This is a genomic window from Mesorhizobium opportunistum WSM2075, assembly GCF_000176035.2.
Classification (GTDB): domain Bacteria; phylum Pseudomonadota; class Alphaproteobacteria; order Rhizobiales; family Rhizobiaceae; genus Mesorhizobium; species Mesorhizobium opportunistum.
Genome location: NC_015675.1, coordinates 3,862,954 through 3,884,320 on the forward strand (window position 1 = coordinate 3,862,954; position 21,367 = coordinate 3,884,320).

Annotated in this window: 28 protein-coding genes; 19 read left to right on the forward strand and 9 right to left on the reverse strand. The window is 63.6% G+C overall.

The features are described from left to right. From MESOP_RS18620 to MESOP_RS33030, 6 genes are all read left to right on the forward strand, one after another. On the forward strand, window positions 1-522 hold the full coding sequence (locus tag MESOP_RS18620) for a hypothetical protein (RefSeq protein ID WP_013894889.1): 522 nt from the start codon (window positions 1-3) through the stop codon (window positions 520-522). Continuing rightward, window positions 515-1,276: a hypothetical protein gene (locus MESOP_RS18625; RefSeq protein ID WP_013894890.1), complete on the forward strand. Its 762-nt coding sequence runs from the start codon at window positions 515-517 to the stop codon at window positions 1,274-1,276. Before MESOP_RS18620 ends, MESOP_RS18625 begins: the two co-directional genes overlap by 8 nt. Window positions 1,277-1,288: 12 nt before the next feature. Continuing rightward, entirely contained in the window at window positions 1,289-1,825 is a 537-nt protein-coding gene (locus tag MESOP_RS18630; protein WP_013894891.1) for a hypothetical protein, read from the forward strand. Window positions 1,826-1,880: 55 nt separating this feature from the next. Continuing rightward, entirely contained in the window at window positions 1,881-2,564 is a 684-nt protein-coding gene (locus MESOP_RS18635; RefSeq protein WP_013894892.1) for a hypothetical protein, read from the forward strand. 130 nt (window positions 2,565-2,694) lie between these two features. Beyond that, window positions 2,695-2,997, forward strand: coding sequence for a hypothetical protein (locus MESOP_RS18640; protein ID WP_013894893.1), 303 nt, complete (start codon window positions 2,695-2,697; stop codon window positions 2,995-2,997). Window position 2,998: 1 nt separating this feature from the next. Next, window positions 2,999-4,000 (forward strand): LamG-like jellyroll fold domain-containing protein, encoded by a 1,002-nt coding sequence (locus MESOP_RS33030; protein WP_013894894.1) that lies wholly within the window; start codon window positions 2,999-3,001, stop codon window positions 3,998-4,000. On the opposite strand, the gene MESOP_RS18650 is transcribed toward MESOP_RS33030, so the two are convergent. Then, window positions 3,946-4,776 (reverse strand): sterol desaturase family protein, encoded by an 831-nt coding sequence (locus tag MESOP_RS18650; protein WP_150111213.1) that lies wholly within the window; start codon window positions 4,774-4,776, stop codon window positions 3,946-3,948. The genes MESOP_RS33030 and MESOP_RS18650 overlap by 55 nt on opposite strands. Window positions 4,777-4,937: 161 nt before the next feature. Between MESOP_RS18650 and MESOP_RS18655 the strand changes: the two genes are divergently transcribed. From MESOP_RS18655 to MESOP_RS18680, 7 genes are read left to right on the forward strand one after another with little or no spacing between them, the layout of a single operon-like run. Next, complete coding sequence (locus MESOP_RS18655) at window positions 4,938-5,783, forward strand: glycoside hydrolase family 108 protein (RefSeq protein WP_041164814.1); 846 nt, start codon at window positions 4,938-4,940, stop codon at window positions 5,781-5,783. Next, window positions 5,783-5,911 carry a hypothetical protein gene (locus tag MESOP_RS36590; protein ID WP_013894897.1) on the forward strand — a complete coding sequence of 43 codons (129 nt, stop codon included), beginning with the start codon at window positions 5,783-5,785 and terminating at the stop codon, window positions 5,909-5,911. The genes MESOP_RS18655 and MESOP_RS36590 overlap by 1 nt, the downstream gene beginning before the upstream one ends. Continuing rightward, window positions 5,908-6,210 carry a ubiquitination-like system serine protease family protein gene (locus tag MESOP_RS18660; RefSeq protein WP_013894898.1) on the forward strand — a complete coding sequence of 101 codons (303 nt, stop codon included), beginning with the start codon at window positions 5,908-5,910 and terminating at the stop codon, window positions 6,208-6,210. Before MESOP_RS36590 ends, MESOP_RS18660 begins: the two co-directional genes overlap by 4 nt. Continuing rightward, on the forward strand, window positions 6,210-6,683 hold the full coding sequence (locus MESOP_RS18665; RefSeq protein WP_013894899.1) for a hypothetical protein: 474 nt from the start codon (window positions 6,210-6,212) through the stop codon (window positions 6,681-6,683). The genes MESOP_RS18660 and MESOP_RS18665 overlap by 1 nt, the downstream gene beginning before the upstream one ends. Before the next feature lie 4 nt (window positions 6,684-6,687). After that, window positions 6,688-6,876 carry a hypothetical protein gene (locus tag MESOP_RS18670; RefSeq protein ID WP_013894900.1) on the forward strand — a complete coding sequence of 63 codons (189 nt, stop codon included), beginning with the start codon at window positions 6,688-6,690 and terminating at the stop codon, window positions 6,874-6,876. Beyond that, complete coding sequence (locus MESOP_RS18675; RefSeq protein ID WP_013894901.1) at window positions 6,873-7,145, forward strand: hypothetical protein; 273 nt, start codon at window positions 6,873-6,875, stop codon at window positions 7,143-7,145. Before MESOP_RS18670 ends, MESOP_RS18675 begins: the two co-directional genes overlap by 4 nt. A gap of 26 nt (window positions 7,146-7,171) precedes the next feature. After that, entirely contained in the window at window positions 7,172-7,570 is a 399-nt protein-coding gene (locus MESOP_RS18680; protein WP_013894902.1) for a DUF1515 family protein, read from the forward strand. A 32-nt stretch (window positions 7,571-7,602) separates the two neighbouring features. Here the strand turns inward: MESOP_RS18680 and MESOP_RS18685 are convergent, their stop codons facing one another. Next, window positions 7,603-7,824: a hypothetical protein gene (locus tag MESOP_RS18685; protein ID WP_013894903.1), complete on the reverse strand. Its 222-nt coding sequence runs from the start codon at window positions 7,822-7,824 to the stop codon at window positions 7,603-7,605. Window positions 7,825-7,904: 80 nt separating this feature from the next. Here MESOP_RS18685 and MESOP_RS18690 point away from each other — a divergent pair, with 80 nt between their 5' ends. Together MESOP_RS18690 and MESOP_RS18695 are read left to right on the forward strand one after the other, a co-directional pair. After that, the gene (locus MESOP_RS18690; RefSeq protein ID WP_013894904.1) at window positions 7,905-8,801 is read left to right on the forward strand and encodes an ATP-dependent DNA ligase; all 897 of its coding nucleotides are present in this window, start codon (window positions 7,905-7,907) and stop codon (window positions 8,799-8,801) included. Between the two features lie 16 nt (window positions 8,802-8,817). Next, complete coding sequence (locus MESOP_RS18695; protein WP_013894905.1) at window positions 8,818-9,084, forward strand: hypothetical protein; 267 nt, start codon at window positions 8,818-8,820, stop codon at window positions 9,082-9,084. Here the strand turns inward: MESOP_RS18695 and MESOP_RS18700 are convergent. Continuing rightward, window positions 9,081-9,521, reverse strand: coding sequence for a hypothetical protein (locus MESOP_RS18700; protein ID WP_013894906.1), 441 nt, complete (start codon window positions 9,519-9,521; stop codon window positions 9,081-9,083). The two genes, MESOP_RS18695 and MESOP_RS18700, sit on opposite strands and share 4 nt — an antisense overlap. A gap of 422 nt (window positions 9,522-9,943) precedes the next feature. Here MESOP_RS18700 and MESOP_RS18705 point away from each other — a divergent pair, with 422 nt between their 5' ends. Continuing rightward, window positions 9,944-12,382 carry a GcvT family protein gene (locus MESOP_RS18705; RefSeq protein WP_013894907.1) on the forward strand — a complete coding sequence of 813 codons (2,439 nt, stop codon included), beginning with the start codon at window positions 9,944-9,946 and terminating at the stop codon, window positions 12,380-12,382. 25 nt (window positions 12,383-12,407) lie between these two features. Here the strand turns inward: MESOP_RS18705 and MESOP_RS18710 are convergent, their stop codons facing one another. The 4 genes from MESOP_RS18710 to MESOP_RS18725 all read right to left on the reverse strand — a co-directional run bounded on the left by MESOP_RS18710 (window position 12,408) and on the right by MESOP_RS18725 (window position 16,504). After that, entirely contained in the window at window positions 12,408-13,733 is a 1,326-nt protein-coding gene (locus tag MESOP_RS18710) for a HAMP domain-containing sensor histidine kinase (protein ID WP_013894908.1), read from the reverse strand. Further along, window positions 13,730-14,491: a response regulator gene (locus MESOP_RS18715; protein ID WP_041164188.1), complete on the reverse strand. Its 762-nt coding sequence runs from the start codon at window positions 14,489-14,491 to the stop codon at window positions 13,730-13,732. The genes MESOP_RS18710 and MESOP_RS18715 overlap by 4 nt, the downstream gene beginning before the upstream one ends. 17 nt (window positions 14,492-14,508) lie before the next feature. Next, window positions 14,509-15,366, reverse strand: coding sequence for a MipA/OmpV family protein (locus MESOP_RS18720; protein WP_013894910.1), 858 nt, complete (start codon window positions 15,364-15,366; stop codon window positions 14,509-14,511). Between the two features lie 175 nt (window positions 15,367-15,541). Then, window positions 15,542-16,504: an AraC family transcriptional regulator gene (locus tag MESOP_RS18725; protein WP_013894911.1), complete on the reverse strand. Its 963-nt coding sequence runs from the start codon at window positions 16,502-16,504 to the stop codon at window positions 15,542-15,544. A gap of 207 nt (window positions 16,505-16,711) precedes the next feature. Here MESOP_RS18725 and MESOP_RS18730 point away from each other — a divergent pair, with 207 nt between their 5' ends. The 3 genes from MESOP_RS18730 (at window position 16,712) to MESOP_RS18740 (ending at window position 19,044) form a co-directional block, all read left to right on the forward strand. Beyond that, the gene (locus tag MESOP_RS18730; protein ID WP_013894912.1) at window positions 16,712-17,482 is read left to right on the forward strand and encodes an alpha/beta hydrolase; all 771 of its coding nucleotides are present in this window, start codon (window positions 16,712-16,714) and stop codon (window positions 17,480-17,482) included. A gap of 143 nt (window positions 17,483-17,625) precedes the next feature. Continuing rightward, a complete protein-coding gene (locus MESOP_RS18735; RefSeq protein WP_041164816.1) occupies window positions 17,626-18,486 on the forward strand; it encodes an alpha/beta fold hydrolase in 861 nt (286 codons plus the stop codon). Between the two features lie 63 nt (window positions 18,487-18,549). Continuing rightward, the gene (locus MESOP_RS18740) at window positions 18,550-19,044 is read left to right on the forward strand and encodes a DUF302 domain-containing protein (RefSeq protein ID WP_013894914.1); all 495 of its coding nucleotides are present in this window, start codon (window positions 18,550-18,552) and stop codon (window positions 19,042-19,044) included. 220 nt (window positions 19,045-19,264) lie between these two features. On the opposite strand, the gene sucD is transcribed toward MESOP_RS18740, so the two are convergent. Further along, window positions 19,265-20,164, reverse strand: coding sequence for a succinate--CoA ligase subunit alpha (gene sucD, locus MESOP_RS18745; RefSeq protein WP_013894915.1), 900 nt, complete (start codon window positions 20,162-20,164; stop codon window positions 19,265-19,267). Between the two features lie 14 nt (window positions 20,165-20,178). Continuing rightward, on the reverse strand, window positions 20,179-21,363 hold the full coding sequence (locus tag MESOP_RS18750) for a malate--CoA ligase subunit beta (protein ID WP_013894916.1): 1,185 nt from the start codon (window positions 21,361-21,363) through the stop codon (window positions 20,179-20,181). Between the last annotated feature and the right edge of the window lie 4 nt (window positions 21,364-21,367).

Below are 21,367 nucleotides of genomic sequence, written 5' to 3' on the forward strand. Positions count from 1 at the left end.
ATGCCAACGATCGGCGGTCTTTCCAATCCATGGGGTTCCGGCGACAGCCTGGGCCGCTCCGGGTCTTCGGTTCAAGTGCAGGGGTTTCGCACCGGCGGCAATCGGCTCGGCAGCCTGGAGATTATCAACCGCACCGGCGCCGGGCAGGATGTCCTCAACCGCGCCTTGGCGAAGGTGCCAAAGGAAGACAATTCCGGCGATGCCGATTTCCGATTCGGCAAGGCCTCGCGCTTCACGCTGACGACGCCGGACCAGAAGACCAATCCCGGCATGACGGTGACCTGGCCGCCGGATGACCCGTCGAACGATCCCAAGGACGGCATCGTCATAGACGACTTCGATTATGTCGACCGCAGCGTCGAGAAGATCAAGGTCGTCAACCCGGATGATGCCGAGCAGTACGTGATCGTCGAGCGCATCCTGAAGGTGATGTTCGTCGACCGCACGACCGGCCGCTACAAGCGCTTCAATTTCGACTGGTCGAAGAAGCCGTCGGAAACCACGGACAACACCGGTGGCTGACGGCTATGGCAGCAAGGCGAAGCCCGTCGCGCTCGATCCGTTCCAGCAGGTCGTCGCGGTGCACTGGTCGCCGCGGCTGCTGACCTTCAGCTTCCGGATCAACCGCAACCCGGAATTCACCTGGGCGCAGGAGTTCTGCGATTTCGGCCCGCCGGCGCCGGTCGACTATGAAGGCGTCTACCTGACCGGGCTCGACTATATGAGCCTCAACGCGCATGGCGATTTCAACGAAGCAAAAATCCTGTCCGGCACCGGATGGCAGCCGATCGCTCCAAGCGAGATCGCGATATCAGGCCTGCCGTCGCTGCCGGCGGCGTTTGCCCCGGCGGCCTGGTCGGTCTTCGCCACCTCGCACGACAACAACCCGGCTACGAATGACGGGCTGAACACGCGCACCCCCTTCGGCCGCTGGCAGGAGGTGACCGGCTCGGACCTGCCGCAGTCGACGCCCGATGGCGGCAATTTTCGCGAAGCGACATCGGCGGTGTTCGAACTGATCGGCCAGTCCTTCAGCGGCGGGCCGAGCTGCTACGAAAGCCTGACGACGCCCGGCCTCTACCAGCCGGTGGCGCCGGTCAGCGCCAGGGAGGCGCTGTCGGGCACCCAGAACACCATCAGCGTCGCCGGCGTGACGGTGACCTACAAGGACAAGATGTGGGCGCCGATCGGCATCCGCACCACCGGCATGTCGGACATCGCCGCCAACCCGATCAACCCCGGCACCTTCTGGGTGCTGTGCCACCGGCAAACCTGACGGGATTCTCAAATGGCAATTGTACTCCGCTCGGTGAAGGGATCGAACCTCACCGCCGCCGAAGTCGACGGCAATTTCAGCGACCTCGTTGCCCAGATTGCAGCGATCATCGCCGGCATCCCAGAACCGGTGAACATTTCGAACATCACCGTCACCGGCACGCGGATGACGATCTATCTGGCAGATGCCACCGTCTTCGGCCCGTTCACGCTGCCACAAGCCAACTTCCGACCATCCGTGGTCGGTGTGATCTCGACGACGACGCACACCGTCGTCTCGGGCGATCTCAACGGCTTCAAGCGCTGCACCAACGCCGCAGGCTGCGCGTGGACGTTCGATGACGACAGCTTCGCCGTCGATTCCGAAGTGACCATCTATGCCGACACCGACGGCCCGGTCACCTTCGACAGCACCACCGATATCCAATTGCGCGTGCCGCCGGGTTACCTGCCGCAGGTCAAGGGCAACGGCTTCACCGCCGGCTTCAAGAAGCTGGCGGCCGGCCTGTGGGTCGGCATCGGCACCTTCGCCGAGGATGTCACCGCATGACGGCGCGAACCCGCCAGGGTTCGTCGTTGGGCGCGCGTCCGATGGAGTGTGTGTCATGATGATCGCGCTTCTCTCGCCGACGCTGGCCGGCGGCGCGGCCTTGCCGCCCTGGCTGCCGGCCGGCGCCACCGCCTTCCTCGATTTCGTCAACGGCACCTATTACGCGGGCGGCGCGGTGCAAGCCGTCGGCACCTTGCTTGGCGGCGGTTTCGATGCCGGCGAGATATCCGGCTCGGGCATGCTGATCTTCGACGGCAACGGCAACCAGCCCTCCGCCGCCGGCGCCTTGCTGTCCGACCTGGTGGCGGCGCTGCCCGTGGGCTGCACGCTTGTCTTCGACATGGATTTCGTCAACCCGCCCTATGGCTGGGTGATGCTGCTCGGCGACAACACCAACTGGGACACCTCGGTCGACGGCATCACCATTGCCGCCGACGACAACACCTATGACGCGGTGTCGCTGGGCGTCGGCCACGCCTTGTCGGGCACCGGTGTCCACAGGCTGGCGGTGACGCTGAACCGCGATGTCGGCGGCGGCGATTTCGAATATGCATGGTGCGCCGATGGCGCCAGCGCCGACACCCAGACGGTTTCCTACGCCATCGGCTGGGCGCTGAACACCGCATGGATCGGCTCCGACGGCAGCGGCAACGACCAGCTGATGGACCACGTCTATTTCAGGTCGATCACGCTCTATCCGGCCGTCGCGCCGGCGGATTTGCCGGCGCTGACTTCCTGATGCCTCACGCCCCGCACCGCCGCCTGCTGGCGGCTGGCCCTCCGGCTGGGCGGCGCAAAGGCGCCGACGCCCGGTCGGCCCTGCGGCCGGAATGCCCGGCTTTTCGATGTCTCTTGAAAGGAGCTTTTCCATGTCGACGCTGATCGTTACCTTGTCGCGCCTCAATGCCCGCCGCACCGCTGTCGCGCCGGTGGCGCAGGGGGCGGCCTGCCGCACCGAGACCGTCACCATGCCCGGCAGCGGCAATTACACCGCCGATGGCGAGGAGATCGTCGAGCTGCTGGCGGACGCCGATTGCTGGGTCGCGATCGGCACCGTCCCGCATTCGACCATCCTGACCGACGGCACCGGATCCGCGCGCAAGTTGAAAGCCAACGTGCCCTATCAGTTCGGCATCCAGGACGGCGAGAAAGTCGCCGTCGAGGCGGCCTGACATGGGCGGCCTGCGCCTGGGACTGGGGCTCGGCCTGCAGGCTGGCGGCGGCGGCAGCGCGCCCGTTATCGCGCCGGCCAACACCGTGCTGCCGGCGATCTCCGGCGTCGCCTCGCAGGCGCAGACGCTGTCCTGTTCCACCGGGACATGGACCGGCGGCGGCTCGATCGCCTACACCTATCAATGGAAGGCCGACGGCACCAACATCTCCGGCGCGACCGCCTCGACCTATCTGCTGACCGCTTCGGAAGTCGGCAAGGTCATCACCTGCGCCGTCACCGCGACCAATGCGGCCGGCAACGCGACGGCGACCAGTTCCGGCACCTCGGCGGTGACTGGCACCGACGCGTTCTTCGCCAACGTCAAGCTGCTGCTCGGCTTCGACGGGGTCAACGGCGCCGCCGCGACGTCGGATGAAAGCGGTGCCGCCCACGGCGCCGCGACCTTCGTCGGCAATGCGCAGCTGGACACAAGCCAGAAGAAATTCGGTTCGGCCTCGCTGCTGCTCGATGGCAATGGCGACTACATTACCTTCCCCGATTCCACCGACTGGGCCTTTGGGTTTTCTGAGTTCACAATCGAAGGCTTCTTCCGTTTCGGTGCCGCGCCGACCAACGCCATCCTTCTGGCGCAATGGACGGCAGGCTGGGCGTTCTGGTTTTCCGGCGGCACCTTGCTGTTCACCGACGGCGCCAGCCACAATTCCAACGCCTACACATGGTCGCCGTCGCTCAACACGCAGTATTATATCGCCATGGACCGCGATGCTTCCAACGTGCTGCGCATCTATGTCGACGGCGTCATGGTGGCAAAAACCACCGGCTACACCTATTCGATTCCCAATTCGGCCGCAGTGCTGGCGATCGGCAGCCTGCGGCCGGGCGGCTTCACCACCTATGACCTCAACGGCTGGGTCGACGAGGTGCGGGTCACCGTCGGCACGGCCCGCTACGCATCGGATGCCGGCATGTCGGTGCCGGCAGTGGCCTTCCCGAGGTCGTAGGGCGCGGCCTTGGTCTTTGGCAGGAACGGATAGCCGTGCTGGCCAAGGTAGCTGGATGGGATCGCATCATCGACGCCGTACTTTTCCGGCAGGGCGGTGCCCTGGACCTGAAAGGTGCCGAACACCGCGTCGATGATCGACAGCTGGCTGGCAAAGTTCTTGTCATAGGCCTCGCGCTGATTGGCATGGTGCCAATGATGGAACTGCGGCGTGGCGATCAGCCATTTTAGCGGGCCGACATTGATCCGGACATTGGCGTGCAGCAACAGCGAGTGCCAGTGATAAATCAGGAAATAGACGCCGATCGCTTCGCCGGAGAAGCCGAGGAAATAGACCGGCGCCAGCGACACCGCCTTGGTGGCGATGACATCGACCGGATGGGAGCGAAAGGTGGCAAGCCAGTCCAGTTCCTCGATCCCGTGATGGATGGCATGGAACTTCCAGAGCGCCGGGATTTCATGAAACGCGCGGTGCGCGATGTAGACGCCAAGGTCGCCGACAATGATGATCTCCACGACTTGCAGCCATATGGCTTGCCCGCTGACCATCCGCAGCACCCCGTGAGGAACGATCATTGACGCTGCCGCCAATGCCGCGGCCGCGACCAGGATCATGAACACTTTGGTGAATATGCTGTTGACGATGGCATAGATCGCGTCGTTGCCAATGCCTTTGCGGAGAATCTTCTGCCGCCGCGCGGCAAGCAATTGCTCCACCGGAATGAAGATCAGGGCGCTGATCAGCACCGCTTTTAGGTTGAAGAGCAAATACTCCATCCCGGCTTTCCAGCAATTCTTGGAAAAAACCCATTCAAGCATCAACAGACCTGACGGCGCAAGCGGTTGGCAAACAAGCGGTTAATTTCCCGGAAGCGCCGTCAGCTTTCGACATATCCCGCTATTTCGCAACCTGCCCGAGAGGGCGGAAAGGAATGACCATGGCGAGCTCCCGCGAAAAGGAAGCGCTGGCCCGCGTGCTCGCGCACGAGGGCGGCTATGTGAACCATCCCAGGGATCCGGGCGGCCCGACCAACAAGGGCGTCACCCAGCGCGTCTATGACGCCTACCGGCGCGGCAAGGGGCTTGGCGCGCAGTCTGTGCAGCAGATCTCCACCAGGGAGGTCGCCGACATCTACGACCGGCAATACTGGGATGCCGTCAAGGGCGACGACCTGCCGGCCGGCATCGATTACGTGCTGTTCGACGGCGCGGTCAATTCCGGCCCGAAACAGTCGGTCATTTGGCTGCAGCGGGCGCTCGGCTCCGCCTATAAGGGCCGTGTCGACGGCACCATGGGCCTCACCACCGTCGAGGCCGTCAACGCGGTGAACGACCTCGACGCGCTGGTCGACCGCATCTGCGATCAGCGCCTCGCCTTCATGCGGCATCTCAGCACCTGGCCGGTGTTCGGTCGCGGCTGGTCGGCGCGCGTCGCCGAGGTGCGCTCGATCGGCCGCGCCTGGGCCGCCAGCGAGACGCCGCATGTCGCCAATTTCTATGACGGTGCCGGCGCCAAGGCCTTTGCCGAGGATGCCAATTTGGCACCGATGACCGCTCCGGCCGATGCTGCCACCGGTGCCGGCGTCGGCGGCATGGGCGTCGCCGGCACGCTGGCCGGTCTCCAGGACCAGCTGGTGCCGTTCTCCTACGCCAGCGAGTGGATCACCAAGATCGTGGTCGTGCTCGCAATCGTTAGCGCGCTGCTCGCGGCCGGCGGCTTCGCCTGGAGCTGGTATGCCCGCCGCAAGGCCAAGCGCCTGGCCGAAGCGATGGGGACGGCGTGATGGGCGGCGGCGGCAATCCTCCGGACTTCTGGGCCAGCCTCGTCCTGGCGATCCTCTGCCATCGCCGGGTGCTCATCTGCGTCGCCGTGATCGGCATCGCGGCCGGCGTGTACTGGAGGTGGGCATGAGCGAGGTCAAGACATCGCCGGTCAAGGCGACTCTGGTCGAGAGTATCGTCGCGGACAGCGCTCCGGCTGGCGCCATCAAGTTCTACGAGACGGCCGAGAATAAGCCAGCCGGTTTCCATTTCCAGTGCCCGTGCGGTTGCCGATCCGTCGGCGGCGTGAAGGTGGCCGGCCCCGGCGCCTGGACGTGGAATGGCAGCCGGGACCAGCCGACAGTGCGGGCTTCTGTCCTGCTCCACAATGCCGACATGAGCCATCACTGGCACGGCTACCTCACCGACGGCGTTTGGGAGAGCTGCTGATGGGCAGCCTCTATGCCATTCCCTATGTCGGCCCCTTTCTGGGCTTTGCCACCTCTCGCTTCGGCCTGCCGATCATCGTCGCCGGCGGCGTCATCTTGTTCTACGAGGGCGTGCCGATCGGGCCGCTGCGCGATATTCCGTGGGCAGGCCCAAGGCTCGCCTCGCTGGTCGACGGCCGTGTTGATCGCCAGTACGCCGCCGGCGGCCGGGCCGAGGCTGCACTGTGGCAGGAGAGACTACGTCTCGCCGCGATCGCCCAGGCTGCCGACACCAAGACACGCCAGCAGGACATCGACGCCGCGGCACAGGAATACATCGACAAGCAGCATAGTGACGCAGGCCGCATCGCCGAGTTGCACCGCGCCCAGAAGGATGAAGACAATGTTCCGCCAGATCCTACGAAGCCTGCTGTTTGCAAGCCTGCTGGCATCTCCGCAGGGGTGTCAACACGGCTCGACGCCATCGGTCGATAGCCTGATGCCGAAGCCGGCCTTGCATGTCGACCCCAGCCTTCTGCAGGACTGCGCGGAAGTCGTCGACGTGCCGCATCGCTTCATTCCCTACGGTGAGATGGCCGACCTATGGGCGATCGACCGGCTGAACTCCGGCGATTGCCGTCGCGGCAAGCGCGCCGCCATCAAGACCATCAAGGCGCTGGTGAAATGAGGCGCTTCCTGCTGCTTGCCGCGCTCACCTTCCTCGCCGCCCGGCCGGCGTATGCGGTGCAGCTCGCCTGCGGCCCTGTGCCCATCCTGCTCAAGCAACTGGCCGATCGTTACCACGAATTCGTGGTGATGAGCGGCGACAATGCCGACGGCCAGAAGGTGCTGGTCACGCGCTCGGATGCCGGCACATTCACCGTGCTGCTCGGCGACGGCAAGGGCGCTTGCGTCATCCTCGCCGGCGCAAAGGCGGAATTCGACAATGGCATCTGAAATCGCATCGGGGCAGGGGAAGCCAAATGGCCGCATCGTCGCAAAGCCTGGAGATGATGGTTGGCGGCCTCGTCGCCGCCATGGAGGGTGTCCAGCGCGACGTCACCGAGATCCGTCGTGACATCAAGGAATCCGATGCCCGCGCCGCGCTAAGCTATGAACAGTCCGAACATCGCGCCGCCGCCAGCCGCTCGAAGATGTATGCCAAGACCGACGAACTCGTCGACCGGCTGGCCGAGACGGAGGCCGCGGTCAGGACGCTTACCGAGGACATGACCGAGGTCAAGGCGGTGACGGCCGAAGTGACGCGCTGGAAGCTGATGGGCATGGGCGCGCTCGGTGTCACCGGCATCGCCTTCGCCTCGATGGGCTCGCTGCTGACCTATTTCTGGACCGACATCTGGCGCGCGCTGCGCGGCATGTGAACGCGGCCATTTATAAAGGCAATATAATGTTATTATCCCGCGTGTCCTTTGGATGCGCGGGATTTTTGCGTTTCGAGCCGCTCCACCGTCGCCACGATCGCCGCCGCGATGGCTTGCGCCTCGCCGATCAGCTCCGGGCCGTACAGCCCGTTGACCATCTCTTCGCTGGGCAGCACGCCCGGCGGGCAGTGCTCCTCGATCGCGCGCCGGATCAGCGTCAGCGCCGCCCGGCATTCATCAGCCTCGATCTTCATCAACGATTTCCACATTCAATTTCGCTAAAATGCAACCAAATCGGCCTCGCGCGCCTTGAGGTGGCGTCTGGAGTTTGTGCATGCGTAACGCGGAACCGCGACTGAAGTTCATCAAACCCATGGAACCGGTCCTGGTGCTGGAGCCGCCGCTCAGCGACGACTGGCTGCACGAGATCAAATACGATGGCTTCCGCGTCCAGCTCATCCTCGACTGGGCCGGCGCACGCGCCTTCACCAGGAACGGGCACGACTGGTCCAAACGTTTCTGGCCGGTGGTCGCCGCCGCCGAAAAGCTCAAGGCAAAATCCTTCATCCTCGACGGCGAGATGATCGCGCCGGAGCCGGACGGGCGGCCGAATTTTCACGCCATGCATTCGCGCATGAGCTGGAACGCCGAGCTGCTCGCCTTCGTCGCCTTCGACATCCTCTATCTCGACGGCGCGGATCTCCGCGTGCTGCCGGCGGTCGAACGCAAGGCGCTGCTGTGGGACCTGGTCAAGCCGGCAAAGGGCATCATCCAGTACAGCCAGCATGTCGAGGGCGGCGGCGCGGAATTCCATGCGGCGGCCGACGCGATGGGCCTCGAGGGCATGGTCTCGAAGCGGCGCGCCAGCCCCTATCGCGCCGGCAAGACCGATGCCTGGGTCAAGGTGAAATGCTGGGACGTGTCGGATTTCGACCTGTGGGGCATCAAGCGCCAGGCCGGCGCGGAAACCCGGGCGCTGATGGGCCGCGACGGCCGCTATGCCGGCTCGGCGGCCCTGCCGAAGGGGTTGCGCGAGCGGCTGTGGCAACGCGTCAAGGCTGGCAAGTCGCCTCCTGGCCTGCCGCAAGGGGTGCCGCAGGGGGTGCCGAACGCGATCGCCGGCGACGATGTCGAATGGCTCCAGCCCGGCCTCGTCGGCACGGTGCGCACGCTGCGCGGCGAGCCCAAGCTGCGCCACGCCACCTTGCAGGGTTTTCGCGAGAAGGAATGACCACTATATCGGCGCGATGGCCTGGACGATACAAAGCCTGATCGACGAGCGCATGACGCTGAACGCGTACTGCAACAATTGGCGTTGCCAGCACAGTGAGCGGCTCGATCTCTCCGTGCTGAAGGACAGGCTTGGCCCGGATGCGCCGGCAATGGCCGACGACCTGGTGCCGAAGCTCAAATGCGGCAAGTGCGGCGGCAGGGCAGTCGGCTTGATCTATACGCCAGACACCACGCCGACCGGCAAATACGGCACCGAACGGGCGATCAGGGAAGGGCGTTAGGTCCCGGCAGGCACTTTCCATCCGTTCTTCATGCGGGACTCTTCCACCGAATTGCCCACCTCGGCCGGTGGGCGCAGTGGACGCCACGCAACCATATAGGGCCATTTGTTCGGGATCGCCTGCTTGTGGTAGTAATCGCGAAAAACGCCGTCCTGTTCGTGCCAGAAGCTCAGATCCTGTTGTGGCCCGGCAGTGGTAATCTCGAAGACGCTGCCGTCCTTCGGTGCGGTTTCTGGCGGCATCCAGTCCATCCCACTGCCGCCCGCCTCCAGCTGCGCCAGCGCCGCCTCTGCGGCAACGGGGTCGCCACCATCATCGATCATGACATAGGTGCAGGGGGCGCCTGATTGGATCGGCCCCCAACAATCCTTAGTCGTGTAATGGCGCAGGAAGCGCGCCCGGCCGATTTTGATTTCGCTATCGCCCCATTGCCCCATCACACGTCTCCTCTTTCTGGATCAGCACGGTTTGCGGTTCCAAGTTTCACCAAATGTTCCGCATGCTAGCACCCGCCAGGAGTTGGAACCATCGCTGGCGCGCCTGCATTTCTCCCGGCCTTCTAAGCCGGTGCTCATGCCGATTTGTCGCCGCACCTTCGCGTACCCCCAATTGTGCCACCTATTGTGCCACAAAATCAGCGACCGTGCCGAATTGCGCAGTGTTTTCAAAAGCACACAAAGGTGCGGGTGCATCTCGACCGCACCATTCTCTTCCCGATCCGAATTGCCTCGGCGCCAGTGCGCGCCAGCACGCAATGGTGCACCAATCGCCATTCGCCACGCCAGCGTCGCAAATGGCGTGACCGACGAGATCGCGCTTGCCTATAGTGCCCGTGACAACTCCATCCGGGGCATCGCGTATGTTGGGCAATTTTCGGGCCGTGGTCGTTGGTGGCGGCTGTGTCGGCGCAGGCATTCTTTACGGCCTGGCGAAGCGCGGCTGGAGCGATGTCGCGCTGCTCGAGCGAACGCAGCTTACCGCCGGTTCGACATGGCATGCGGCGGGGCTGATACCCTCCTATGCGCGCAGCCTGAATGTCGGCCGCATGATCGCCAAGTCCATCGATATCTATGAAGGCCTCGAAGCCGAAACCGGCCAGAAGGTCGGCTGGCACAAATGCGGCCAGCTGCGCATCGCCAACACACGCGACCGGCTCGACGAATACCGCAGCTACATGGATGTCGCCGAGGTCCAGGGGATCCGGGCGCGGATCGTATCGCCCGCCGAGGCGCGCGAGATCTGGCCGCTGCTGAACAACAGCGACATGCTGGGCGCGCTCTATCATCCCGATGACGGTCATATCGCGCCCGCCGACGTGACCCAGGCAATGGCCAAGGGCGCGCGCGACCTTGGCGCGAAGATCCATCTCGGCACCGAGGTGACGGGGTTCGAGCGGATGCCAGGCGGCGAGTGGAAGGTCAGAACTTCGCGTGGCGACATGATCTGCGAACACGTCATCCTCGCCACCGGCAATTATGCACGCCAGACCGGCGCCATGCTGGGCCTCGACATTCCGGCCATCCCGATCGTGCATCAGTACTGGATCACCGAGGCGGTGCCCGAAGTGGTGGAACGCAAGCGGCTTGGCCTTCCGGAAATGCCGATCCTGAGGGACGAGGGCTACGAGGGTTATCTGCGCGAGGAGGGCGACGGGCTGATGTTCGGCCCCTACGAGCGCACCGAACAGCTCAAACTGTTCGCCGAGAACGGCGTGCCGGAATGGTTCGGCGCCGACCTGCTCGATGAGGATTTCGACGCCGTCTCCTGGAACTGGGAACGGGCGAGCGAACTCGTGCCCGCGCTCGGGCGCGCCGGCATCAAGCGGAATGTGCGCGGACCTTTCCAGATGACGGCCGATGAACTGCCGCTGATGGGGCCGGCCTGGGGGCTTCAAAATGTCTGGCTCGCCGAAGGCGTGCCGGGCGGCATCCTGTGGGGCGGAGCGATCGGCCACTACCTTTCCGAGCGGATTGTCGAAGGCGGCAACAGCATCGACACGGCGGAACTGGATCCGCGACGCTTTGGCGACCATGCCAACAAGAACTGGACCCGGGAGAAGGTGCGGGAAGCCTGGGGCACCCATGCGGCACAGTATTATCCCGGCCAGGACATGCCGGCGGCACGGCCGCAGAAAACAGCTCCGTCCTACGAGCGGCTGAGCCAGCTCGGCGCGGTGTGGGATGTGCTGAACGGCTGGGAAATGCCAAGCTGGTTCGCGCCTTCGGGCGTCGAGGCCCGCAACTCGTACAGTTGGCGCTGGACCGCCAAGGGTACCTATGTCGGCGAGGAGGTCCAGGCCGTCCGGCAAGCCGTTGGCCTGGTCGAAATGACGCCTATGACCAAGTTCGAGGTTAGCGGCCCGGGCGCCGAGCGCTGGCTCGACGGCATTCTCGCCAATCGCTTGCCGAAACTCGGTCGCATCGCGCTCGCCCATCACCTGACGCCGGCCGGCGGCGTGCAGGCCGAGTATGTGGTGGCGCGGCTGGGGAGCGACCTGTTCTACCTCGTCTCGACACCGCGCGCCGAGCGCTGGAACCACGACGACCTCAGCCGGCTGCTGCCGATGGACGGCAGCGTGCACCTGCGCAATGTCACCAACGATCGCGGCAGCTTCACCGTGGTCGGACCCAAGGCGCGCGAAGTGCTGCAACCGCTGACCGAGATCGATCTGTCGAACGAGGCTTTCCCCTGGTTCAGCGTGCGGTCGGCGACCGTTGGCCTGGCCAGCGACGTGCGGCTGATGCGCGTCAACTATTCGGGCGAGCTTGGCTGGGAGCTTTATCATCCGCTCTGCTACCAGCGGCACTTGCTGGATGCGCTGCTGGCGTCGGGACAGGCGCATGGGCTGAGGCTGGTCGGGCTGCAGGCGCTGGAATCGCTGCGTCTCGACAAGTCCTACCGCGCCATGTACCGCGACATGAACCTCGAACTGTCGGCCTGGGAAAGCGGCCTCGACCGCTTCGTGAGGCTCGACAAGGGCGACTTCATCGGCCGTGCCGCCCTGGCCGCGAAGCAAAAGCAGGGCACGACGCGCCGGATCGTCACGCTGTCCATCGATACGGATGGGGCAAGCGCCTTTGCCTATGAGGGCGTCTATCGCGACGGCAAGCTTGTCGGCCGCGTCACCTCGGCGGGTTACTCCTATACGTTTGGCCACGACATAGCCCTGGCGCTGCTGCCGGCGGAGCTTGGCACGCCAGGCACCGCGCTGGAGGTTTCAATCCTCGGCGAGCGGCGCCCGGCAAAAGTGATCGCGGACTCTCCCTATGACCCGGAAGGCGCGCGCGGACGCATGTAGGGGAATCCCCGGCACGGTGGCCGTCCTATAAGGGCTGGACGTTTGATCCGTTCGGCAGATCGATCGTAACAACGAGGCCGTTCGGCTCGTTGTCATGCAACTCGATCTTGCCGCCGTGGCCCTGGATGATGTCCGCCACGATCGAGAGGCCCAGGCCGAAACCGTGCTTCGAGGCAACGCCGCGCGACATGTCTTCCTTGAAGAACGGTTCGAAAACGCTGGAGCGTGCCGTCATCGAAATGCCCGGCCCGTCGTCGCCGACCGCGATGCGCGCCGCTGTGTCGGCCTGCGTCAATGCAACGGTGACGTTGCCGGCGAATTTGACCCCGTTGTCGCACAGATTGGTGATCGCACGCGCCAGCGCATTGGGCTTGCACCAGCCCAGGAGTCTGTCCGGTCCGGAATAGGTAACCGAGAACCCGACATCGGAGAATTCGGCACAAACGGTTTGCAGCACGCTGGCAATGTCTGCCCGCTGAAGTTTCTCCGTCGAGACATCGTTGCGCAGATAGATCAGCGTCTCGTCGATCAGATCTTCTATGTGCTGGACATCGGACAGTATGGCGGTTCGGACCGACCCATCATCCATGCGCTCGGCGCGAAGCCGCAGCCGCGTCAACGGTGTGCGCAGATCATGGCTGACGCTGCGCAGCATGCGCGTGCGGTTTTCGATCATCGTGCGGATACGCGTCCGCATCGTGTTCAGGGCGCGCGCCAGGCCGACCATTTCGATCGAGCCGCGTTCCGCGAAAAGCTCGTTGCCGTTCTCGATCTCGGCTTCCCCCACGGCCGCCGAGATGCGCTTCAATGGGTCGGTCACGGCCCATACCGCAAACAGCCAGATCAGGACGGGCAAGGCGACAAAAGCCATGAATCGGTAGAACAAGGCACGGACGAAGCCCGATGTCAGCCAGCAATCGGGCATGCCGAAATGGGCCAGGACGCTCTGCTGGTCCAGATCGACGACATACGCGTATTGGCCGCCGATCCTTGTCCAGTGCCCGTCAACCATCCCCCTGTCGATGACGAAGAGCCATTCGATGCTCCGCGATTGCAGATAGGAAAAGGGAATAGTGTGGGTCTGTTCCTTGGGCAGTATCTTGAAATCGAAGCCTGCCCGCGTTGCCGTTGCCAGAAGGGCACCACGGGCTTCGCTCGGTGTTTCGCGCAACAAGGCGGCGACGATGGCGGCCCGCCTTTCGCAATCTTCCACAACGGGAAGGTCGACATTCTCTATCCAACCTTCGACGACCGATCCGACCGACATGATCACAATCACCGCAGTGAAAATGATTGCCGCAAACTGCCCACGCACCGACTGCGGCAGGAAACGGCGGGCCAAATCCCTCACGCTTCCTCCACAGTCGCGGTGAAGATGTAGCCGCCCAGCCGTACGGTCCTCAGAAGCACCGGATCGCGCGCGTCCTTTTCGATCTTCTGGCGGATCCGGCTGACATGGACATCGACGCTTCGCTCGATCGGGCCGGCAAGTCCGGCATGGGTTACGCTGAGAAGTTCCTCGCGCGACAGAACCCGGCCTGGATTGCGGCAGAACGCAAGCAACAGATCGAATTCGTGCGTCGTGGTCGCAACCCGCGCATTGCTTGGATCATGCAATTGCCGGCGAACGGGATCGAGGCGCCAGCCGTTGAAGCGAAGCACTTTCGATCGGTCCCGCTCGTCGGGAGCGTAGGCCGTGCGGCGCAGCAACGCCCGTATCCTTGCCGTCAGCTCGCGCGCGCTGAACGGTTTCGTCACATAGTCGTCGGCGCCGATCTCCAGTCCGAAGATGCGGTCGATTTCCTCGCCAAGCGCCGTCAGCATCAGGAGCGGAACATTCGTGTGCGCGCGAAGACGGCGGCAGATGCTGAGGCCGTTTTCACCAGGCAGCATGATATCGAGCACGATCAGGTCGAATTTCTGGTTGAGAAGCGCGGCGTTCATCCGGGCGCCGTTGCCGGCGATTTCCACGATCATGCCGTTTTCGGTGAGCGTCTCGCCCAGCATACGCGCGATCTCGACATCGTCTTCGACAATGAGGACATGCGACCCTTGCCTCGGCGATTTGAACTCTGCGTTCAAATCGATCCGGTTTGCCGCAGCCTGCATTGCACCATGTGTTGGCATCAAAACCGATATCCGACGAGAAGCATCCCCGAGGGCTGGACCTTCTCGACCACAACAGGGCTGTCGGCGGCGTCACCCAAGAGAATGCCGACCCCCGCCTGGCCGCGCACCATCCAGTTCTGATTGAGCATATATGTGGCGGAAATCGAAAAATCGGCGCGCTTTAACCCGGCGCCGGCATCATAGCGCGCCAACCCCGAGCGGGCCGATTGTTCCGGCGTGACGCCAAAGTAGGCCTGCATGTATTTTTCGTCGGCGAAGATGACCGATGCGCCGGCGCCGACGATCAACGATTGCGACAGCGGCCGGGTCACCTCGATCCCGATCGTGCCCTCCATGCCATCGCTGCCGCCGATGGTCTTGTCCAACTGTGCGAAGATTTCCGCCGGGCCGAACTTCATCGCGGCCTTCGCGCCGACGATCGCGCCCATGTCGACATCGCCCAGGCCGCGCAGGTGATCGGCATCGTCTTCCTTGCGGCCCATGTCATAGCCAAGCCGCGCACTGAATTCGAACGGCCCTTGTTCATAGAGGGCGATGTTGGCGCCCGTCGGGTCGATCCTCACCGTGTCGAGGAATGTCGCCGATACGAAGGGCACCGGCATGACCTTGAACTCGTTGCTACCCTCATATTTGGGGACGATGATGGCGCCGCCGCCAAGGACGACATGCCAGTCGGCCAGTTTCTGTTCGAAGCGCCCGAAACGCGAAGGCTCGGGCGGCGGGGTCAAGTCTTCTTCGGTATCGACGGCAATAGCGTCCGCCGCCAGAACGATTTCCGGATGCGTTGAAAACAGGATTGTCATCGCCGCGAGAGAGGCTCGGCCGGCGAACATTCCAGACACGATTTTGAACATGCATGCTCCAGAGCAGCGAGGCAGTAAGTGCCCCTGATGCTCGGACTATTTCAAATGAAAGTGGCTGCATGCGTGAAGTGATGTTAAGTTTTGTTGCGCAATCTTGGCCTGATCTTGGCTCCATGCGCGCGGCTCTGGTTGCCGCGCACGCTCGACTATCCCCAAGCGCGGGAGGTCAATCGACGACTTCTGCTTCCAGATCGTCCCCTTGCCTCCGGCCACCGTCAGAGCGGCGAAATGCTCGGTAGCGGCCGGGCGATAGGCCGTGATGTCGCTGGAACAGCTTCGAAAACGCGGCCGCGGTCTCATAGCCGACACGGGCCGCAATCCGTGCAATCCCCTCGTCGCTGGTTTCGAGCAGAAAAGCGGCCTCCGACATCCGGCGTGAGATCAGATAACGGTACATGGGCTCGCCCACGAGCTTGGTGAAGCGAGCCGAAAACGCCGACCGACCAAGTCCCACGCTTTGCCCGAGCTCGCCAAGCGTCCAGAGCCGATCCGGTCGTTCGTGGATCAACTGAAGTGCCGGTCCTATGTGCGGATCCGCCATCGCCCCCAGCCACCCGCCTTCTCCGGGGCCGAGCGACTTGATCCAGCTCCGCAACACCTCAACGAAGAGCACTTCAGTCAGACGTGAGAGCGCGACGCCTTGTCCGGGACGCTCGAACGCCGCCTCGCTCACCATGCGTTGTAGAATCGCCTCGAGCCATCCACCGTCTTCCGTCGGTTTCAGCAGAAGCAGGGGCGGAAGCAATTCCAAAACGCTGCCGCGCGAGGGCCGTGCCACAGTAAAATTACCACAAATCATCGTCGCGAGCGGCTGCGCGCTGTCTCCGTGACGAACGATGCCAAGACGTCCAGCTAGCCGATCGATGTCGACAATCGGTAACGGCTCTGTCCGGCTATCCGAGTAGATCACATGAGGCTCGCCACGCGTGACGACAACAAAGTCGCCCTCGGTCATGTGGAGTTCTCCCCCCTGATCGAGCGCGAGGGTGGCTGAGCCACGACTGAGATAATGGAACAGGGCGTATGGGCGCGCTGGCAATGCCAGATTCCATGGATGGCCGAGCTCGAAGTGGAAGAGCAGGGTGCCACCGAGGCGGACGCGATCAAGCACTTGGGCGAGGATGTCCATCCCCCGATGCTAATCCGACGGACGGTCAGACACAATATTCGGACGATTGATGCCTAACGTCCGAATGCTCCACGTACTAACTGATCCCAAGTCGAGCCAACAGGTCGCGGGGCAAACCCGCAAACGGCAGAGGGAAGAACCGCGACTTGTGCCGACACGTCTGTCCTTTCCCGGACCCGCGTCGTCCGTATCTCAACAGGAGCACCAATGCGAAATCTTCTCCTCTCGGTCGCCACCGTCCTCATGGCCGGAGCAACAGTTGCCGCCCCCGCCCAATCAGCTCAACTGCCCAAGGGGGCGGCTCACAATATCGTGCTCGTCCATGGCGCTTTCGTAGACCAGACGAGTTGGAAGCCGGTTGCCGATATCCTCACGAAGAAGGGCTACAACGTAACGCTCGTCGAAAACCCGCTCACCTCCCTCGCGGCGGACGTCGATGCCACCAAACAGGCGCTCGCCAAAGAGGACGGCAAGACCGTTCTCGTTGGCCACTCCTGGGGCGGTGTGGTCATCACGCAGGCAGGTGACGATCCCAAGGTGTCGGCGCTCGTCTATGTCTCCGCATTCGCGCCCGACGTGGGAGAATCCCTGGCGAGCCTGGCCAAGAGCGGTCCGGCAACCGAAGGCGGCGCGGCGATTCATCCCGACGAAAAGGGCAACCTCTACATCGATCCCAAAGTATTTCCTTCGGCAGTCGCGGCCGATCTCCCTCCTGAGATCGCCGAATCCCTGGCAAACCATCAGCTGCCGTTGAACCACACGGCGTTCGAGGCTCCCGTCGATACGGCAGCCTGGCACGACAAGCCGACATTCTATGTGATCAGCACGAAGGACAAGGTCATTGCACCCGAGGTCCAGAAGATCTTCGCCACCAGAATGAAGGCCCATACGACGGAGGTCGCCGGCAGCCACGCCTCCCTGGTCGTCCACGCCAAGGAAGTCGCTGCGGTGATTGAAAAGGCCGCACTCGTGAAGTGACGATACCGCTCCCGGCACTTTCGTGCCGGGAGCAACCACCCGTGCTCGACCGGCTACGAAATGCCTTGGGCCGCGAGCGGCTCAAACTTGGCCAAAACCGCACCAGCTACTCGATTATTTATGCCAAGCATCCGGAGGATGACATGACTGAACTCGACACCGCGAGCCAGAACGCCGCCACTCTAGAAACGGCGCCCACCCTTTACATCGAAGGCGGCGGAATCCGCTTCGCCTATCGCCGCCTCGGCCCATCGACCGGAACGCCGCTGGTTCTCCTGCAGCATTTCTCGGGCAACATCGATGCGTGGGACCCCGCCGTCGTCAATGCCCTGGCCACCGATCGACCGGTGGTCGTTTTCGACAATGCCGGGGTCGGCCGCTCGACAGGCCAAACGCCCGACAACATCGCGGCGATGGCCGCAGACGCGGTCGCCTTTATCAACCTGCTCGGCCTCTCCCAAGTCGACTTGCTGGGCTTTTCCCTCGGCGGCTTCATCGCGCAGCAGATCGCCGCCGAGCACACAACGCTGGTGCGCAAGCTCATCCTCGTCGGCACCGCTCCGAAAGGCGGAGAGGAACATCTGTTGGCGGTTCTGCAGGACGCGTTTTCCCAAACCGACGCGCCGGACCCCCGCCTGCCGCTGTTCTTCACGAAGTCGTCCGCCAGCCAGTCGGCCGGCCTGGCGTTCCTGAAGCGGGCGAAGGCGCGCGGGGAAGATCGGGACACCGATAATGGCGGCGCGGTGACGGATCCACAGGCCAAGGCGCTTATTACCTGGTGCGCCACACCTGATCCCGAGCACGCTATTCTGCGCGCCATCCATCAGCCCGCCCTTGTGGTCAGCGGCAGCCACGATACCATGCTGCCGGCGGACAACGCCTATGCAATGTTCAAGGCTCTAAGCAACGCTCAGCTGGTCCTCTATCCCGATTCCGGCCACGGCGCCCTGTTTCAGTACCACGAATTGTTCGTCAGCCACGTCCGGACCTTCCTGGAAGCGTAATCAGCGGTGGTCACGGCGCGATCGGTCGCCCCTTTATTCCTGAGAGCTGTTGCGGAGAAAGAAATGACAATCGCAAAGGTCGAGGTTGAGCGTTTCAGCCTGACGTGTTCCAAACCATTCGACGCCGTTGTGGCCGCGCTCAAGTCAGCGGTCGGGCAACCTGACATGGTCGAATTTTTCAAGGCGACGAGGGCTGCAAATTCCTTCTCGGATTTGGAGCGCGTTGTGCAAAGCGGCCTCGGCCGAACAGGTCTCATGCTCTTCGGGGAATTCGACTTGGGCGCCATTCTGCGCCGCGAAACTGGAACCGAGACTCCCAAGAGCATGCGGTTCCTGGTGGGCAATCCACTCATCATGAAAGAAATGGTCAAGCACGTTCCCGATGCTGGATCTTACGCTCCAGTCACAGTCCTTGTTGATGAACGTCTCGATGGCGTTCATGTCTCCTACGACAAAATGGAGAGTTGTCTGCTCCCTTATGGCAGTTTGGAGGCCCTTGCCGTCGCTCGCGATCTTGATGCGAAAATCACAACCTTGCTGCGCAAATGCGCGCACTAGGCTCATGGTGACGCTTCAAGCGGCAGGTTACGCCCACGTATTTGGCCATGACATAGCATTGGCGCTGCTGCCGCTGGGCTTGGAACGCCCGGTACGGCGCTGGAGGTTTCAATTCTCGGCGAGCGGCGCCCGGCAAGGGTGATCGCCGACTCTCCTTATGACACGGAACGATCGCGCGGGCGTGTGTGAAGGACACCGCCAGCGTGGAGAGACCCTGAAATCAGGCCGCCTTCTTCATCCTGGCCAGCGTATCGGCCACCACCTCGCCAAACGATGACGGCGTCGGCACGATGATGACGCCGGCCTCCTTCAGGATTTCGACCTTCTCCTGCGCCGACTCGCCGAAGGCGGAGATGATGGCGCCGGCATGGCCCATGCGTCGGCCCTTTGGGGCGGAAAGTCCGGCAATGTAGGCGATCAGCGGCTTCCTCATATTGTCGCGCGCCCAGATCGCGGCTTCCGCCTCCTGCGGTCCGCCGATCTCGCCGATCATCACCACGGCGTCGGTCTCGTCGTCCTGCTCGAACAGCTTCAGAATGTCCTTGAAGGACGAGCCGTTGATCGGGTCGCCGCCAATGCCGACGCTGGTCGACACACCGATGCCGAGCGCCTTCATCTGCGAGGCCGCCTCGTAGCCCAGCGTGCCGGAGCGTCCGACGATGCCGATGCGGCCGGGCAGGTAGATGTTGCCGGGCATGATGCCCATCAGCGCCTGTCCGGGCGTGATCACGCCGGCGCAGTTCGGGCCGACGAGCCGCATGCGGTCCTCGAAGCGGTAGCGGCGCATGTAGCGCTTGACCTGCATCATGTCCTGCGAGGGGATGCCGTCGGTGATGCAGACGCAGAGTTTTATCCCCGCGTCTGCTGCTTCCATGATCGAATCGGCGGCGAAGGGCGGCGGCACGAAGACGATGCTGGCCTCGGCGCGGGTCTCGCGCACCGCGCCCTTGACCGTGTTGAAGACGGGCAGGCCGAGATGCTTCTGGCCGCCCTTGCCGGGGGTGACGCCGCCGACCAGCTTGGTGCCGTAGCGTTTCATGTCCTCGGCGTGGAAGCTGCCGATCTTGCCGGTGAACCCCTGGACGATGACGCGGGTGCTGCGGTTGAGCAGGATTGCCATTTTCTCGACCTCCCTCAGGCTGCTTTTTTCTTGGCGGCCGCGCGCCATGCGGCGACGGCTTTTTCGGCGGCTTCGGCCAGCGTGTCGGCGACGATCACCGCCTCGCCGGAATCGGCCAGGATGCGGCGTCCTTCCTCGGCCTTGGTGCCGGAGAGCCGCACCACCAAGGGCACGTTGACGCCGACCTCGCGGATCGCCTTGACGACGCCTTCGGCGACCCAGTCGCAGCGGTTGATGCCGGCGAAGATGTTGACCAGGATGGTCTCGACATTCTTGTCGCCGAGCACGGCGCGGAACGATTTCGCCACCCGCTCGGGCGAGGCACCGCCGCCGATGTCGAGGAAGTTCGCCGGCTCGCCGCCGGCGATCTTGATCATGTCCATCGTCGCCATGGCGAGGCCCGCGCCATTGATGATGCAGCCGATGTTGCCGTCGAGGCCGACATAGGAGAGGCCGCGGTCGCTGGCGAAGGTCTCGCGCGGGTCTTCCTGGCTCTTGTCGCGCAGCTCGGAAATTTCCGGACGCCGGAACAGGGCGTTCTCGTCGAACGACATTTTTGCGTCGAGAGCGATCAGGCTGCCGTCGCGGGTCACCACCAGCGGATTGATCTCCAGCATGGAAGCGTCGTAGTCGCGAAACACCTGGTAGCAGCTGAAGATGGTCTCGGTCGCCTTGCCGATCAAATCATGGTCGAGACCGAGCCCGAAGGCGATCTCGCGCGCCTGAAAACGCTGCATGCCGACGCCGGGATCGACCGATGTGCGCAGGATGGAATCGGGGGCCTTCTCGACGATGTCCTCGATCTCCATGCCGCCGGCGGCCGAGGCCACGATCATGACGCGCTCTTCCTTGCGGTCGAGCACGAAGCCGACATAGAGTTCCTGCGCGATGTCGACGGCTTCCTCGAGATAGAGCCTGGAGATCAGCTTGCCGCGCGGGCCGGTCTGCTGGGTCACCAGCTTGCGCCCAAGCATCGCTTCGGCGGCACTCGAGATCTCCTCGTCATTGGCGCACAGCTTGATGCCGCCGGCCTTGCCGCGCGCGCCGGAATGCACCTGCGCCTTCAGCACCCATTTGCCGCCGCCGATCTCGCGCGCCCGGTAGGTCGCCTGTTCGGGGCTGTAGGCCAGCCCGCCGCGCGGCACATGCACGCCGTACCGTGCCAGCAGTTCCTTGGCCTGATATTCGTGGATATCCATTTTG

Excerpts from the sequence above, each read along its gene's own strand:
- MESOP_RS18620 (WP_013894889.1), top strand. The coding sequence starts at position 1 with ATGCCAACGATCGGCGGTCTTTCCAATCCATGGGGTTCCGGCGACAGC.
- MESOP_RS18630 (WP_013894891.1), top strand. The coding sequence starts at position 1,289 with ATGGCAATTGTACTCCGCTCGGTGAAGGGATCGAACCTCACCGCCGCC.
- MESOP_RS18635 (WP_013894892.1), top strand. The coding sequence starts at position 1,881 with ATGATGATCGCGCTTCTCTCGCCGACGCTGGCCGGCGGCGCGGCCTTG.
- MESOP_RS18640 (WP_013894893.1), top strand. The coding sequence starts at position 2,695 with ATGTCGACGCTGATCGTTACCTTGTCGCGCCTCAATGCCCGCCGCACC.
- MESOP_RS33030 (WP_013894894.1), top strand. The coding sequence starts at position 2,999 with ATGGGCGGCCTGCGCCTGGGACTGGGGCTCGGCCTGCAGGCTGGCGGC.
- MESOP_RS18650 (WP_150111213.1), bottom strand. The coding sequence starts at position 4,776 with ATGGAGTATTTGCTCTTCAACCTAAAAGCGGTGCTGATCAGCGCCCTG.
- MESOP_RS18655 (WP_041164814.1), top strand. The coding sequence starts at position 4,938 with ATGGCGAGCTCCCGCGAAAAGGAAGCGCTGGCCCGCGTGCTCGCGCAC.
- MESOP_RS36590 (WP_013894897.1), top strand. The coding sequence starts at position 5,783 with ATGGGCGGCGGCGGCAATCCTCCGGACTTCTGGGCCAGCCTCGTCCTG.
- MESOP_RS18660 (WP_013894898.1), top strand. The coding sequence starts at position 5,908 with ATGAGCGAGGTCAAGACATCGCCGGTCAAGGCGACTCTGGTCGAGAGT.
- MESOP_RS18665 (WP_013894899.1), top strand. The coding sequence starts at position 6,210 with ATGGGCAGCCTCTATGCCATTCCCTATGTCGGCCCCTTTCTGGGCTTT.
- MESOP_RS18670 (WP_013894900.1), top strand. The coding sequence starts at position 6,688 with ATGCCGAAGCCGGCCTTGCATGTCGACCCCAGCCTTCTGCAGGACTGC.
- MESOP_RS18675 (WP_013894901.1), top strand. The coding sequence starts at position 6,873 with ATGAGGCGCTTCCTGCTGCTTGCCGCGCTCACCTTCCTCGCCGCCCGG.
- MESOP_RS18680 (WP_013894902.1), top strand. The coding sequence starts at position 7,172 with ATGGCCGCATCGTCGCAAAGCCTGGAGATGATGGTTGGCGGCCTCGTC.
- MESOP_RS18685 (WP_013894903.1), bottom strand. The coding sequence starts at position 7,824 with ATGAAGATCGAGGCTGATGAATGCCGGGCGGCGCTGACGCTGATCCGG.
- MESOP_RS18690 (WP_013894904.1), top strand. The coding sequence starts at position 7,905 with ATGCGTAACGCGGAACCGCGACTGAAGTTCATCAAACCCATGGAACCG.
- MESOP_RS18695 (WP_013894905.1), top strand. The coding sequence starts at position 8,818 with ATGGCCTGGACGATACAAAGCCTGATCGACGAGCGCATGACGCTGAAC.
- MESOP_RS18700 (WP_013894906.1), bottom strand. The coding sequence starts at position 9,521 with ATGGGGCAATGGGGCGATAGCGAAATCAAAATCGGCCGGGCGCGCTTC.
- MESOP_RS18705 (WP_013894907.1), top strand. The coding sequence starts at position 9,944 with ATGTTGGGCAATTTTCGGGCCGTGGTCGTTGGTGGCGGCTGTGTCGGC.
- MESOP_RS18715 (WP_041164188.1), bottom strand. The coding sequence starts at position 14,491 with ATGCAGGCTGCGGCAAACCGGATCGATTTGAACGCAGAGTTCAAATCG.
- MESOP_RS18720 (WP_013894910.1), bottom strand. The coding sequence starts at position 15,366 with ATGTTCAAAATCGTGTCTGGAATGTTCGCCGGCCGAGCCTCTCTCGCG.
- MESOP_RS18725 (WP_013894911.1), bottom strand. The coding sequence starts at position 16,504 with ATGGACATCCTCGCCCAAGTGCTTGATCGCGTCCGCCTCGGTGGCACC.
- MESOP_RS18730 (WP_013894912.1), top strand. The coding sequence starts at position 16,712 with ATGCGAAATCTTCTCCTCTCGGTCGCCACCGTCCTCATGGCCGGAGCA.
- MESOP_RS18735 (WP_041164816.1), top strand. The coding sequence starts at position 17,626 with ATGACTGAACTCGACACCGCGAGCCAGAACGCCGCCACTCTAGAAACG.
- MESOP_RS18740 (WP_013894914.1), top strand. The coding sequence starts at position 18,550 with ATGACAATCGCAAAGGTCGAGGTTGAGCGTTTCAGCCTGACGTGTTCC.
- sucD (WP_013894915.1), bottom strand. The coding sequence starts at position 20,164 with ATGGCAATCCTGCTCAACCGCAGCACCCGCGTCATCGTCCAGGGGTTC.
- MESOP_RS18750 (WP_013894916.1), bottom strand. The coding sequence starts at position 21,363 with ATGGATATCCACGAATATCAGGCCAAGGAACTGCTGGCACGGTACGGC.